Raw genomic sequence first — 14,368 nt, forward strand, 5'->3', positions numbered from 1 at the left:
TGATGGAAAGTTTTAGGTCGAAACCAATTTTTTTGTACTCAATTTTTGGACAGTGTCCATTTTTTGTGGGTTCCATAGTTTGCTAAAAGTGTTTAATTTTTAGTCAACCTATTTCAGGATTTGTCATTTGGCAACATAGCCCATAACGTCTTGGCGCTTGGCGTGGTTGGGGACTTTTGAAACCGAGTATTTTCGACTTAACGTAAATGTAGTGAAAAAACGCTAATTCCACTAAAACCCCAATCTCGCCAAACGGCTGTTAGGCGTAGTACTTTATTTTATTCATCAACTTTTTCAAAACAATTGTTACAAATATTCTGTTTTATGTAAGCCAAATGATTTATATCTATTGTTTTTGAGCATTTTGGACATTTAATTCCTTGCCCTGTTTCTAAATTAAATTTTTCGAAAAAATCGTCTTCGATAGAAAGTGACCTTGTTTCCCTTATATCTTCTACCGTATTTAAATTTGTAATTAATTCAGAAAAATCAGTATTTAATGTTGTTTTGTTAATATCAAGACTTGTATAGCTACCATAATCAATTGAATAAACATCATATGTTTTATTTGCAATGTGTTTATGAGAAATTCCTTTTTGTCTAAGATGCAATACACGTAAATCTACTAATTTCTTTATAAATTTATTCTCTGAATATTTTTGGGGCAGAAGAAAATGTGTTTTCTTTTTTATTAGTATAACTTGGTTTACAAGTTCTTCAAATAAATGTTTCGTTGTTTTATCTTTGTCAATTTCTTCTTTTTTATCTGAAGTGTACCATTCAGTAGTTGAGTTGCGAATATTTTTTAAAACAATTCTTTGTGTTGTATTATTTCTATTATTATAAGATAAAATAAAAAGGTTTATAAAGTCTCTTGGAATACCAGCTGATGCGATTAGTATTTCTGCTAATGCTTGATTTGCGAAAAAATAATTTATGAATTTTAATTCATCAACACCAACAAATATGTCAGAATTAATTTCTTTTAAATGATTAATAAGAAGCTCATTGTAAAAATTTTTTGTTCCAATTTTATCAACTTCATATATATACCTGTTATCTATAGAAATTGGAAAAATATCCCCTCCTTCTTCAAGTCCAATTTTTATTTCATTATGAATTGTTTCTCTAAATCTAGAACGATAAGGAATTGCGGCTATTTTAAAAGTATAATTTGAACTTATAAAAACTCTTTTAATTAATTCTGCTAAATAAGGTTGCAAGTCAATAGGAATTTCAGACCATTCATCTAATAAAAAAACAATTTTAGTCTCATTCAATTGACAAGATAGTTCCTCTAATAATTTTGAAATTTTATTGAATGATAAATATTGAACATTAGTTTCAGCAAATGCATTTTTTTGTTCTTTTTTACCAGCAATATTAACTTCTGGTTTTTCATTCAATTTCAAACTTCCAGAAATATTTTTTATTTCCTCTTTATTGAATTCAACAGAGCCTAATCGTTTAAATTCTCTTCCATTGAATTCAATATTCAATTCAGCTAAAATTGTTTTTAATTTTTCAAGTCTTTTTTCTTCAAACAAACTAAAAGTACCGTATTCACTAATATCGAATATATATTTTAAGTTGTTGGTAACATCTTCAATTAAATCATTTATCAAAGCTTGGAATATTAATATTGCTGATTCAACATTAATAGAATTAGAACTTGTAAATAGAGGCAAATATTTTCTTAAATCAATATAAACGGAAAATCTTTTTGCTTTATTTGGTGAATTCTTGTCAAATATTAGATTTTGAAAAGCAAATAGTAAATGAGTCTTTCCAGTACCTCTTCGACCATATACAATTTGATTATTGTTATTATCTAATCTATTTATTATCGATTTGTCAGCATAGATGTTAAAAAGATTTTGAACAGAACTTCTTTCAGTTCTAATATTATTTGCCAAATCATTGATTGCATTTCGTACTTGCAAAGAGTTAATGTATTCAATTTCATTCATTTAGTTCTGTTTTTTTAGTATTACGCCTAACGTCTTGGCGCTTGGCGAGGTTGGGGAGTAAAGATGCGAGATTTTTCCATTAAACACAAATTTTACAAGTACAAAACCATCTTTAAATTAAGCCTAAAACCCCAATCTCGCCAAACGGCTGTTACCTGCTGGCTCTTTTATTTTTGCCAATGTTCAATTCTGTAGTTCAATAGAGTTGAGTCTTTTGTCAATTTTATCTTTAATGTTTTCACTTCTACAGGGTCAATATCCAAACCATAATCCGTCATTAATTCATAACTAATTGTATTTTGTTTTTCATCATTTAAGTTTTGGGGTTTTCCCAATAAGGAAATGATTTTTTCGTATTTTATTCCTTTTTTTAAATAATTTTTTGTCAAATCTTCAACCATATTTTCACGGTATAAATAAAATCCATCTTCACTTTTATTCCATTTTATTTTCTCAAATTTTTGACTTTTACTTATACAAGAATTGAATAATGAAATAATTAAAATAAGAAGCAAAATCCCAAGTAATACTAAACAACCATTTTTCTTTTTTGCATCAGATTTCTTGAAATTTTCAATATGTACTTTAGCTTTATTTTCAGTTAAAAAATATCCACGCCACGCATTTTCGGGAATTGAAAGCCACCAATTTATTTTACAATTTTTGCAAGTATAAGCGTAATGACAATCATTTAAATATTTGTGTTTTGAGTTTATAAGCTCAATGAATTTCGATTTTTCTTCGAGTTTTTTTTCAAATGCCGAAAAGTCAGATTCACTTTCAAATCTGAAAATTTCTTTATCAAAACATTTTTCACACATACTTTTATTGTTGTTAATTCTCGGTTTTTCGGTGAGCTTGCAGGTAACGTCTCGTGGCTTTGCGAGGTTGCGAACTTCGGAACCGAGATTTTTCTGCTAAGTTAAGATTTCTTGCGAAAGATAAACGTGAGTTTACCACATATTTCGCAATCTCGCAAAACCGCTGTTAGCGGTAGGCTTTATTCTATTGAACGGGATTCTTTTTCAGGTATTGATAACGTTTTCGCTACTCCATTATTTGTATATTCTATCGTTAGCCTTTTTCTAACATTATTCATTGGGTCTTTTCCATCAACTAATTCATTTCCTGATTTTATTACAAATATATTTTGTTTAATCATTTCTGAAATTTTTTCTGTTACATCAATAAATTGTCCTTTAGCTCCGTAAAGTGCAGATTTTATAATTATATCTTGAGCGATAGTTTTATTTAAATCTTGGTAACGTTCTTCAATAGTTGTCATAAAATCAATTACATCTTCTTTTGATTTGTTTTGTATTTTTCTTTGTTCTCTTCCAAAGAAAAATGCAAATGCACCACAAATTGCTGTAATAAAAAATGCACCCCAGCAAATCCAAGAAGCTTTTTCGGTTTTAAATTCCCCAATTAAAGCGGTTATTAATGCTGGAACTGCTGTTCCAATTAAAATTGAACCAATTGTGTGCCAAAGGTTGGCATTATCTTGTATGCCTGATATTTTTCCTTTAATTAAAACCCATTCAGTTGTTGAAATTGGATATGAACGTTGTTTTTGCGGTGGTATGATTTCATAGTCTTGCGAAAAATTGTAATTGTTAGCCATACTACTTTTTATTAGGTTCTATTAATCCAGCTTTTATAGCATTTACAAGTACTGTATTTCCACAATTTTCACAAGTAACAGGTACTATTGGAATTATTGGTCCTGCACCAATTACCATATTACCTTGATTATATTCTCGTAATTCAAATATCGAATCAGATACGTTCCATTTTCCAGTGCCACACATTTGGCAAGTTCTGCCTTCCCATTTTGAATTTAAATGAGAAATTATTTTATCGAATTCAATTTTTTGCCCCATTATTTTAATTTAAATTTCTTTAGTTTTTGAGTTTTTTCGGAAGCTTACCGCTAACGTCTTGGCGCTTGGCGTGGTTGGGGACTTTTGAAACCGAGTATTTTCGGCTTAACGTAAAAGTAGTAAAAAAACGCTAATTCCACTAAATCCCCAATCACGCCAAACGGCTGTTAGCTACAGTTTATTTTTTTCAGTACAAGCACTGATAAATAATTCTCCTAATTCAGTTAAATTATAGTATTCATAATCTTGGTCAATGCCAATTTCTAAATCTACTTTAATATCTTCTTCATATTCATATTCATTGCGACTTGGGATTGTTATGGGCTGAGAATGAATATAATGCTCAATAATATTTTTAATTAAGCCTAATCTAACAAGGTTTGATATTTCAAACTCTTTTATATCTGAATCATTTAGTGATTCGGGTTCTTTAATTAAGTTTAATATTTTATTTTCAGAATCTTTTAATTCTCTTAACTCTTTTTCATATTTCCATTTACTAAAAATATCTTCTTTATGTTTTTCAATATTTTCAATTATTTCCTTTTCTTTAGAAGGATATTCTATTTTAGAAATTTCAAGTTCTTTTTTTAACTTGTTTACTCTAACTTGTTTTTCTAAAAAGGATTTTTCTAACGAATCATATTCATTTAAAGAAATTTGACTCAATATATAAGGAAATACGTGATTTTCAATATTCTGTTCTGAATCTACAAGATTTGAAATTAGAATAGCCCATTTATCTTGCAACTTTTCATCTTCTTCTAAACTGGCATATTCTAATAAAGGACATATTAATTTAAAAGATATTTCTTTAGGTTTTATATTATGTTTTTCACAAAATTCTTGAGCTCTATTTAAAGTCTTTATTTGATTCTTAAATCTCCACGAAGCTATTTGGTCTTTAATTAATAGACCTGTTTCTTCGATAGCTGGACTTATTAATTTATCTAAAAAATCTTTAGCTAAATCTATTCCTTTTTCAACTGCAGTAGAAGATATGTCAACTTTCATATTTACGATTTTTTTGTTAAATTGTAGCTAACGTCTTGGCGCTTGGCGAGGTTGGGGACTTTATAGCAGAGTATTTTCTGCCGAAACGAAGATATGAATAAAAAACGCTAATTCCACTAAAACCCCAATCTCGCCAAACGGCTGTTGGCAGATGTTTTTTTAGCTAATCCAAGTTTCCCATTTCTCAACTATTTTCCACTTTCCATTAATTTTTTTCAAATAAATACCTTTTCCATTTCCACATAAAACTCCGCAACTATGATTTAATTCTACATAGACCTTCTGTTTATCAAGCGAAAATATAGGAATTGTCATTTCATAAAAAGCATATCCTTTTCCTTTTTTCTGTTTAATCATTTCTTTTTCAAAAGTAGTTGTGTTCAATTTTTCGGTAATACTTTCTTTTAATTTTATTTTTTCAGGATTTAAATTCTGAAGCATTATAGCTAACGAGTCTTTACTTGAAAAAAATAATTTACCATTTACTTTATCATTCAATAAATTGTTTATAAAAATATTTCCTGGAGCTGGAGGAAATATAATTCCATTTTCCTGTTTTATTGGAATTTCTATTGTGATTTTCCTTAATTCTGTACATAACGATATAGATTCCGAATTGCTTTTTAATACATTCAAACTGTCTTGAATTATTATCGCTTGAACAATTTCGTTTATTTCTTCAATATCTTCAATTTGCTCTATTTTAAAATCTTTTTTCGAATCAGATTTTTTATTTTGGCAATTGAAAAAAGTAAATGTGATGATTATTAAAATAATTATTTTTCTCATCTTATTTTGTTGAAAGTGTTTGTTTTACGTCATTTTTTCTCAAAATATCTGCCAACGTCTTGGCGCTTGGCGTGGTTGCGAAATTCGTAACCGAGTTCTTTCGGCTAAGATAGAATATCTTGCGAAAGAAAAATATGAATTAACCACTAAATTCGCAATCTCGCCAAACGGCTGTTAGCGGTAGTGCATCATTCCAGGATATTTTTATAATTCTGTTCTCCTAATTTTCCAAATCGATAATAAGTTCTAAGTTCATCTGAAAACATTTGTATATTTTCTGTTTTAGTCTGAAGGAAAAAATATTTTTTATATTCTCCGTTTTTTTTATAGATCTCGATATAATTCTTAACACCATTTGATTTTTTACGTTCCCAAGCTCTTATATTTCCGTTAAATTTTCCAAGAAAATAATCACTTAGTATTTGTATTTTTTCAATTTCGTAAATTGTATAAACATCTAAATCACAAATAATTTTTTCGGAATCTATTACCAAATATCCACTTAATTCTCCATTAGCGGTTTCGCATTTAAAAAAGTTACTTATGATGAAATAAAGGGAATACACAACAGCAATTATTACAACAAAAACCCCCAATGAACTAAGGACTTCTTCATATCTTGGAAATATTGATTTTGCAAAATTAAATAAAAAGGAAAGTAACCATAAAATTAATGCCGTTAATAAACTCTTATCAATTTCAAATGAATTCTTTGGATTATATATTTGTAGTTTTTTTTCCATATTTTCTAGGCTGTGCGCGGGCATTACCGCTAACGTCTTGGCGCTTGGCGAGGTTGGGGAGTAAAGATGCGGGATTTTTCCATTAAACACAAATTTTTCAAGTACAAAACCATCTTTAAATTAAGCCTAAAACCCCAATCTCGCCAAACGGCTGTTAACTGCCGTTTTTTTTATTTTATTATTGCTTCTATTAAATATTCCTGCATAATTTTTTCAATTTGTTTTTCTCCGTATGGAGTATTGTATGCTGTCGAAGTAATTACAATTACGATAGGTTGGTCTTTGAAAATAAAAATTCTATTTCCACCATTTCCGCTAGAGTAGTAAACTTCATAATCCAATCCATTTATTTTGTAGGTCTTATTCCAAAATAGATATCCATAAAACTCATTTTCCGATATTGTCATTTGATGTGAAAAACTTTTTGTTATCCATTCTTGTGATAAAATTTGTTTTCCATTCCAAGTTCCTTGATTTTTGTATAATTGCCCATATTTGGAATAATCCAATGAACTCAATTGTAAACTTCCTGCCGTATTTACTACTTTTTGCGGTGTAAATTGCCATTTGTATTTTGTTATATTTAATGGACGAAATAGATTTTTCTCAGCATATTTTTCTAAACCATTTGGTACAGATTTGTCAATTATATCGCCCAAAACTATGCAACCTGCTGTAAAATAATCCCATTGTTTATTTAGTTGTTTTGTTTTATCAACAGGAAGATTTAATGTAAAGTCAACCCAATTTTTAGTAGGATACATATTTTCTTCGTGACCAATGGATTCAGAGTTCATATCAGAACCTTCAAAAGTTGAACTCATTGTAAGTAAACTTTTTAAAGTTATGCTGTCTTTTGATATAGAATAATTTTTAAAAGATTTTAAATTATAAAAATCTTTTAAAGTTTGGGTTTCACTTTTTATGTATTTGTCATTTATTGCAATGCCTAAAAGAGTTGAAGCAAATGATTTTCCGACAGAACGTGTGTCGTGAAGCGTTTTTCTATTTGCGCCATTGAAATATTCTTCAATTAAAATTTTTCCGTCCTTTATAGCAACTATACTTGTAACATTTTTATATGTTTGTTTTGCAATCTTTCTATTCAATTCCTCAATTTTAGCAATATCAATTTTATCAGAAGAAATCTGCCAATCTTTGGTTGGTTTAATCAATTGAACTTTTACAAGTTTTTCGTTAATTTTTATTTCAGGAACAATTATTTTTAATTTTCCTTCAGCAATAATATTACCTGTTTGAAATTCGGCGAGTTTTAAATATGGTCTGATTTCGATGTGAAGAATATGTTCTCCTTCAAAAAGTGCATCTTGTCCGCCATTACCAAAAAATCTATTCCAAAGGAATTTACCCCAAGAATCTTCATTTGTAGAATTTATTAACGGAACTCTGAAAATTGTTTTTTGATTTTTACTTTCTGCACTTCCTGCTCCAATATTTAGGTTTTCAACATAAATTTTTTTGTTGTCGACATAAAATGTAAATTGATAATTTCCATTGTTTGTCAATTCTTCAACAGTTGAATTCGGAGATATTAAATGAAGATAATTGGTCAAAGATTTGCCTAAAAAAACTCGAATGTTTAGGTCTGTTTTTTCTTTAAGTTCAAATGTTTGTAAAAAGTCTGTTTGCTTGAAATTTTCTATTGCAATTGTTTGTGACATAAATGCAACTTTACCAATGTTTGAATTATGTATTGGATAAATAATACTATCCTGTCTTACAAATTCGTTTTTTTGTGCAGATACATTTAAGTAAGTCAAAAGACTTAAAACGATGGTTGAGATTTTTGATTTCATTGATTATGATTGATGATTGATACTGTTAGTACAAATAAGTTGTAATTTGTTACATAGTATCTTGTATCCGTCTCGTTTTTTTAAAATGGCAGTTAACGTCTTGGCGCTTGCCGTGGTTGCGGACTTTCGAAGCCGAGTATTTTCTACCGCAACGAATATATGAATAAAAACGTTAATTCCACTAAACCCGCAATCACGGCAAACGGCTGTTATGCGTTCGGCAGTATATGTTGTATATTTGTCCATTCCAATTTATTTCAATTGGCTTTTCCGAATTTAATTATTTTATTCAGTTTTAAACATCTATTTTGACCTTAAAAATCAAAAAAAAATCGCAAAAATTTTACTTTTCAAGTTTCTAATTTCCATTTCAATATTCAGCCAATTTTATTAAGTTTCTGTTTTCCAAAATCTTAATCAGATTCCAATATTCAAGTTTCCACATTCTATAAACTTAATCAAATTCAATTTTCAGGTTTCTGCTTTCCGCAAAGTTGATCAAGTTTCATTTTTCTTTTTTAAAAGCTAAAAAAAACGATAAAAATTACGCTTTCAAAGTTTTGCATTTCCGTTTTCAAGCTTTAATTTCTTCTTTTTCTGTGCGATCCAACCTGCTGACGCATAACGTCTTGGCGCTTGACGTGGTTGCGGATTTTCTAGCAGAGTATATTCTACCGAAACGAAGATATGAATAAAAACGTTAATTCCACTAAACCCGCAATCACGGCAAACGGCTGTTATGCGTTCGGCAGTATATGTTCTATGTTTGTCAATTCCAATTTATTTCAATTGGTTTTTCCCAATTTAATTATTTTATTAAGTTTTAAAAATCTATTTTGATCTTAAAAATCTAAAAAAAAATCGCGAAAATTTTACTTTTCAAGTTTCTAATTTCCATTTTAGTATTCAGCCAATTTTATCAAGTTTTTGTTTTCCAAAAACTTAATCAAATTCCAATATTCAAGTTTCCACATTCTACAAACTTAATCAACTTCTAATTTTCAGGTTTCTGCTTTCCGCAAACTTGATCAAGTTTCATTTTCAAGTTTTAAAAGCCAAAAAAATTCGATAAAAAATTCGCTTTTAAAGTTTTGCATTTCAATTTTCAAGCTTTAATTTCTTCTTTTTCTGTGCGATCCTGTCTTGTCCTGATATAGGTTGACTATTTTTGGTTACTTAATAATTTCAAAAATAGTTTATTATTGACGTAATATTGATAAGTTTAGAAAAAATCTTTGAAGGGATTTTTTTCCAAACTTGTCAACATTCCTACGTAGCTAAAGTAGTATTTTTTTTGTTTTTATAAGACTTGTATTTGTGTGTTTGATTTTGATGTGCATATTGTGGAGTTTTCATTTCAAGGGAGCAATGTCTACGCTCATTATTGTAAATTTCGATAGCTTGTTTAACCATTTTTTCAGCTGTTTTTAAATTAGGAATAGTCTTGTTTAGTCCAAATTCATGTTTTAAAATTCCGTTAATTCTTTCTACTACTGCGTTTTCATAAGGGCTTGAGTTTTGAGTTGTACTTAAAATAATATTCTTAGATTTGGCAAATTCAGCAAAGTCTGGACAGCAATATTGTATCCCTCTATCGGAATGATGTATTAGATTTTCGTTGTTATAAATTCTATTTTTAACTGCCATTTTTAATGCGTCTTTGACGAGTTGAACTCTCATATTTGTATCAATTTTGTATCCCATAATTTTCTTGGAATACACGTCAGTAACCAGGGCTAAATAGGCATGTTGCGAAGCCAGTTTGATGTATGTTATATCACTAACAAATACTTGTTCTGCATGCTTTATTTCAAGATTAATAAGTAAGTCTTTTGACTTATAAAACCCATGTTTTGAATCGGTTGTTATATGATATAGCTTTGTTTTTTTGATTAATAAATTGTGATATTTTAAAAAGTAAAAGAATTTATCTCTCCCTATTTTTATATCATTTTTTAGAAAGTCATCTTGCAAGTCTAGGTATAATTTTTTTGCTCCATATCGTGCCATTTTTTGACGAATAGGAGTGATGAGTTCTTTGATTATATGAGCCTGTGACTCTTGCGTTTTTTGCTTGTTAATTCGTTTGTAATAAGCCTGTTTGCTTATTCCGAAGCATTGTGAGAACCATTTGATTTTAAAAGGTCTTTTTTCTTTTTCTCCACTTCTTTTAGTAATGCTTCGGGTAATGACTTTTTTGCGAAATCAAGATTAGTACTGACTTCAAAATCAGCAATTATCATTTGTTGAAAGTCTTTAACGAACTCGAGTTCTTCGATACGTTCTTTGAGTTTTTTGATTTCATCGTTTTTGCTCATTGTTTTAGAATTTTGTTCAAAGGAACGCAATTTTTTCATCCAATAGGTTATTGAAGAGCGAGAAATTCCATGTAATTTAGAAGCGTGATTTACTGAAATTTGACCGTTTGAAATTTGGTCAATGATGGAAAGTTTTAGGTCGAAACCAATTTTTTTGTACTCAATTTTTGGACAGTGTCCATTTTTTGTGGGTTCCATAGTATGCTAAAAGTGTTTAATTTTTAGTCAACCTATTTCAGGATTTGTCATCCAACCTGCTGACGCATAACGTTTCGCGGCTACAAGAAGTGGCGAACTTCGGAACTGCGTATTTTCTGCTAAGATAAAATTTATTGCGAAAGATAAACGTGAATTTTGCACATTTCTCGCCATTTCTTGTAACCGCTGTTGTGCGTTCGGTTTTTTATTCGTTCCAATATTCTTCCATAATCGGAATTCTATTTATTACATTTTTAGATATGAGTTCAAATTTGTCTTCAACACTCAAATTTTTATTTTGGTCATACCTAAACCAACTCTCTGTGCCATTTTCTTCTGACTTAGAATTCGGATATATTCTTTTTCTCTCAAACAAATCGTGAGCGGTCAATTTATTCAACGGAATCAATTTTCCCCAATGCGTTTTAAATTCCGTTTCTTTCCAATTAGCTAATTCAATTATGAATCCACCACTATTTCTATCAAATTGAAACGTCAACAAATTTGTCTTTCCGTTTTCAGTTTTTCTAAAATGCGGAAAACTACCTTTAAAATTTCTATTTCGTAATTCAGGAATAAAAATTTCATTAAGTGACTTAATCATTTTATCTTTTTCTAAACTCATTATTCCATATAATTTAGTGAATTCTATTTCGTTCCGCCAAACTGACGCACAACTTACATATATGTATGACAAAATCATACTCATACAACCGATTTTTGGTGGATTTGTATGATAACGGTTATACTTTATTAACAACGAATATATAATTATTTTTTTACAAATCGTCAAACGGGCTTTTTATTTGTTGTAAACTTTTTGTACTCACATGAGTATATATTTCAGTTGTTCTGCTGCTATTATGTCCTAATAATTCCTGAATATATCTTAGGTCTGTTCCGCTTTCTAATAAATGGGTAGCATAACTGTGACGCAACCAATGTAGTGTTACTGGTTTTTTTATTTTTGCCTTTTCTAATGCTTGCTTCAATACACTTTGTAAGCTTTGTTCGGAATAAATTGTGCCTAATTCAATTCCCTCAAAGAGATATTTTACCGGTTTGTGTACTTTGTAATATTCTCTTAGGAGTTCTAATATCTTTAGTGATAAAGGGGTTATTCTATCTTTTTTTCCTTTTGCTTGCCTAATATTTACTATGTATCTTTTAGAGTCGATATCAATAAGTTTTAAATTTAATAATTCGCTTCTTCTTAATCCACAACTGTATATTATTGATAGCATAGCTTTGTGTTTTAAGTTGCTATGTGCATCTAAAATTGATTTTATTTCTTGTTTGCTTAATACATTAGGTAGAATTTTTTCTCTTTTTGGCCGATGTATTTTTTCTACATCAATTTTTGTTTCTTGTACTGTTCTAAAATATAATTTTATAGCATTTACAATCTGATTTTGATAAGAAGCAGATAATTTTTTCTTTAACAAATATTCATTGTTGTAGATGATAATGTCATCATTGGTAATATCTTTTATGCTTTTTTCTCTATAAAACACTAAAAATGATTTTAGAGCTTCGGTATAAGTTTTTATTGTGTTTGGACTGTATCTTTTGGAGGATAGCCACTGATTGAATTTATGCATTTGTTCGATTCCTTCAACAGACGGAATCGTATTTTCATATTGGATGATCTTGAAATGATCTCTGTTTTCATGGGTGTCTGGAAGATGCCAAACACTTTTTTTTGTACTCCATCTAGCATCTTCGAATTCTTTAATTCGATTAATTAAAGCACTATTTTTTTCAAATTGTACTGCAATTCTATTTTCTTCTCTATGCTTTATCAATTTTGCTGTCCAGATCATAATAATTTGGTTTTGTAGCTTAAAGATAATTATATTTTTTTTAATCTCAATTTTTAAGACGCTCTATTTGTTCGTGTTACGAGTTTTGCGTAAGGGATAGCAGCGATATCCTTTTATGGAGCTTTGCGTAATAAAAGATTTAGCGTAAAGCCCGACCCCAACTCTATTTCCCCAGAGTAGGGAAATAGAGTTGGGGATACGCCCTAAAGCTTTTTATTAAAAATATTGGATTTAATAAGTGTAAATGAATTTTATGAAATGGTAGTAACTAATTTATTATACATTATAATGTTAACAGTCAGCCATATTTACGGCAATTGCCAATCCACCCTCAGAAGTTTCTTTGTATTTATTGTTCATGTCCTTTGCTGTTTGCCACATCGTATCTACGACTTTGTCTAGCGGTACTTTAGCATTTTTAGGGTCAGTTTCTAGCGCTAATTCGGCAGCATTTATGGCTTTTATTGCGCCCATAGTGTTGCGTTCTATACAAGGAATTTGCACTAATCCGCCAATTGGATCGCAGGTAAGACCTAAATGGTGTTCCATGGCAATTTCTGCAGCCATTAGTACTTGTTCTGGAGTTCCGCCCATTAATTCACATAAAGAAGCAGCTGCCATTGCAGAGGAAACGCCTATTTCTGCTTGACATCCGCCCATTGCTGCGGAAATGGTAGAGCCTTTTTTGAAAATGCTACCTATTTCTCCCGCAACCATCAGGAATTGTTTGATCTCTTTAGGTCCAGCTTGATGATTCTCTATGACTAAATAGTACATCAAAACGGCAGGAATAACACCTGCGCTTCCGTTGGTAGGTGCTGTAACAACACGACCTAATGCTGCGTTTACTTCATTGACTGCAAGTGCAAAACAAGAAACCCATTTTAGTATTTGTCGAAATTTAACTTCGGTTTTTCTAATTTCTTCAAGCCAAGTTTGTGGTGAATCGTAATTGGCTAAACCAATAAGATTTTGATGCATGTCGAAAGCACGGCGGCGTACATTTAGTCCTCCTGGAAGAATTCCTTCTGAATGACAACCAATGTACATACACTCTAACATGGTGTTCCAAATGCGCATTAGCTCATGATCAATTTCGGCTTCTGTACGCATTGACTTTTCGTTTTCTAAAACAATTTCAGAAATGGATTTATTTTCTTTTTTACAGTATTCTAATAATTCTGCTGCCTTGTCAATCGGATAAGGAAAAGCACATTTTATTTTTGTTTTTGTTTTGGCATTATCGCGCTCTTCTTTGATAACAAATCCGCCACCTATAGAATAAAAAGTTGATACATAGGAGGTTTTATCGTTCCTGTATGCTGTAAATGTTAAACCATTAGCATGATAGGTGAGGAAGTTTTTGTTGAAAACTATGTCTTGAGTAGGATGAAAAGGAATGATTTTTTCGTTTCCTAAATTAATTTCATTTTTAGATTTAATAGATTTTATAATCGAATCAATATTCTCAATAGGAATGTATTCTGGATCTTGACCACTAAGTCCTAGCATCACCGCTAAGTCTGTTGCGTGTCCTTTTCCTGTTAAAGAAAGTGACCCATACAAATCTATTTGTATTCTGTCTATGTCCAGCATTAAATTTTCATTTCTCAATTCGCCTAGAAAGCGCTCTGCGGCTCTCCATGGGCCAAGTGTATGAGAACTCGAAGGTCCTACACCAATTTTTAGCATGTCAAAAACTGAGATACATTCTTCCATTTTTAAAGTACATTTTGTTATCCGCAAATATAGTAGAATGTTATTAGGATACGAATGATATCGCCAAGATTATTATTTATTTAATACTCGGAAG

General features: G+C 30.2%; 14 protein-coding genes. All 14 read right to left on the reverse strand.

The window, feature by feature from the left end; all coding sequences use genetic code 11:
* Window positions 1-278: 278 nt before the first annotated feature.
* The 14 genes from MW871_RS13445 to MW871_RS13510 all read right to left on the reverse strand — a co-directional run bounded on the left by MW871_RS13445 (window position 279) and on the right by MW871_RS13510 (window position 14,274).
* Complete coding sequence (locus tag MW871_RS13445; RefSeq protein WP_188051719.1) at window positions 279-1,970, reverse strand: ORC-CDC6 family AAA ATPase; 1,692 nt, start codon at window positions 1,968-1,970, stop codon at window positions 279-281.
* A 167-nt stretch (window positions 1,971-2,137) separates the two neighbouring features.
* A complete protein-coding gene (locus MW871_RS13450; RefSeq protein ID WP_248429001.1) occupies window positions 2,138-2,791 on the reverse strand; it encodes a hypothetical protein in 654 nt (217 codons plus the stop codon).
* 179 nt (window positions 2,792-2,970) lie between these two features.
* On the reverse strand, window positions 2,971-3,594 hold the full coding sequence (locus MW871_RS13455; protein ID WP_248429002.1) for a hypothetical protein: 624 nt from the start codon (window positions 3,592-3,594) through the stop codon (window positions 2,971-2,973).
* A gap of 1 nt (window position 3,595) precedes the next feature.
* Window positions 3,596-3,853, reverse strand: a complete 258-nt coding sequence (locus MW871_RS13460; protein WP_248429003.1) for a hypothetical protein — start codon at window positions 3,851-3,853, stop codon at window positions 3,596-3,598.
* A 171-nt stretch (window positions 3,854-4,024) separates the two neighbouring features.
* A complete protein-coding gene (locus tag MW871_RS13465; RefSeq protein ID WP_248429004.1) occupies window positions 4,025-4,867 on the reverse strand; it encodes an Abi-alpha family protein in 843 nt (280 codons plus the stop codon).
* A gap of 159 nt (window positions 4,868-5,026) precedes the next feature.
* Complete coding sequence (locus tag MW871_RS13470) at window positions 5,027-5,656, reverse strand: hypothetical protein (protein ID WP_248429005.1); 630 nt, start codon at window positions 5,654-5,656, stop codon at window positions 5,027-5,029.
* 188 nt (window positions 5,657-5,844) lie between these two features.
* Window positions 5,845-6,399 (reverse strand): hypothetical protein, encoded by a 555-nt coding sequence (locus MW871_RS13475; RefSeq protein ID WP_248429006.1) that lies wholly within the window; start codon window positions 6,397-6,399, stop codon window positions 5,845-5,847.
* A gap of 170 nt (window positions 6,400-6,569) precedes the next feature.
* Complete coding sequence (locus MW871_RS13480; RefSeq protein WP_248429007.1) at window positions 6,570-8,216, reverse strand: serine hydrolase domain-containing protein; 1,647 nt, start codon at window positions 8,214-8,216, stop codon at window positions 6,570-6,572.
* 1,269 nt (window positions 8,217-9,485) lie between these two features.
* Window positions 9,486-10,406 (reverse strand): IS3 family transposase, encoded by a 921-nt coding sequence (locus tag MW871_RS13485; RefSeq protein ID WP_345799466.1) that lies wholly within the window; start codon window positions 10,404-10,406, stop codon window positions 9,486-9,488.
* The gene (locus MW871_RS13490) at window positions 10,322-10,732 is read right to left on the reverse strand and encodes a helix-turn-helix domain-containing protein (protein ID WP_188051625.1); all 411 of its coding nucleotides are present in this window, start codon (window positions 10,730-10,732) and stop codon (window positions 10,322-10,324) included. The genes MW871_RS13485 and MW871_RS13490 overlap by 85 nt, the downstream gene beginning before the upstream one ends.
* A 27-nt stretch (window positions 10,733-10,759) precedes the next feature.
* Complete coding sequence (locus tag MW871_RS13495) at window positions 10,760-10,906, reverse strand: hypothetical protein (protein ID WP_248429008.1); 147 nt, start codon at window positions 10,904-10,906, stop codon at window positions 10,760-10,762.
* A 31-nt stretch (window positions 10,907-10,937) separates the two neighbouring features.
* Window positions 10,938-11,357, reverse strand: coding sequence for a DUF4304 domain-containing protein (locus MW871_RS13500; RefSeq protein WP_248429009.1), 420 nt, complete (start codon window positions 11,355-11,357; stop codon window positions 10,938-10,940).
* Window positions 11,358-11,511: 154 nt separating this feature from the next.
* The gene (locus MW871_RS13505; protein ID WP_248429010.1) at window positions 11,512-12,555 is read right to left on the reverse strand and encodes a tyrosine-type recombinase/integrase; all 1,044 of its coding nucleotides are present in this window, start codon (window positions 12,553-12,555) and stop codon (window positions 11,512-11,514) included.
* A 291-nt stretch (window positions 12,556-12,846) separates the two neighbouring features.
* Entirely contained in the window at window positions 12,847-14,274 is a 1,428-nt protein-coding gene (locus tag MW871_RS13510) for an L-serine ammonia-lyase (RefSeq protein ID WP_248429011.1), read from the reverse strand.
* Between the last annotated feature and the right edge of the window lie 94 nt (window positions 14,275-14,368).

The sequence above is a fragment of the Flavobacterium pygoscelis genome (assembly GCF_023162025.1).
Taxonomy (GTDB): Bacteria; Bacteroidota; Bacteroidia; order Flavobacteriales; family Flavobacteriaceae; genus Flavobacterium; species Flavobacterium pygoscelis.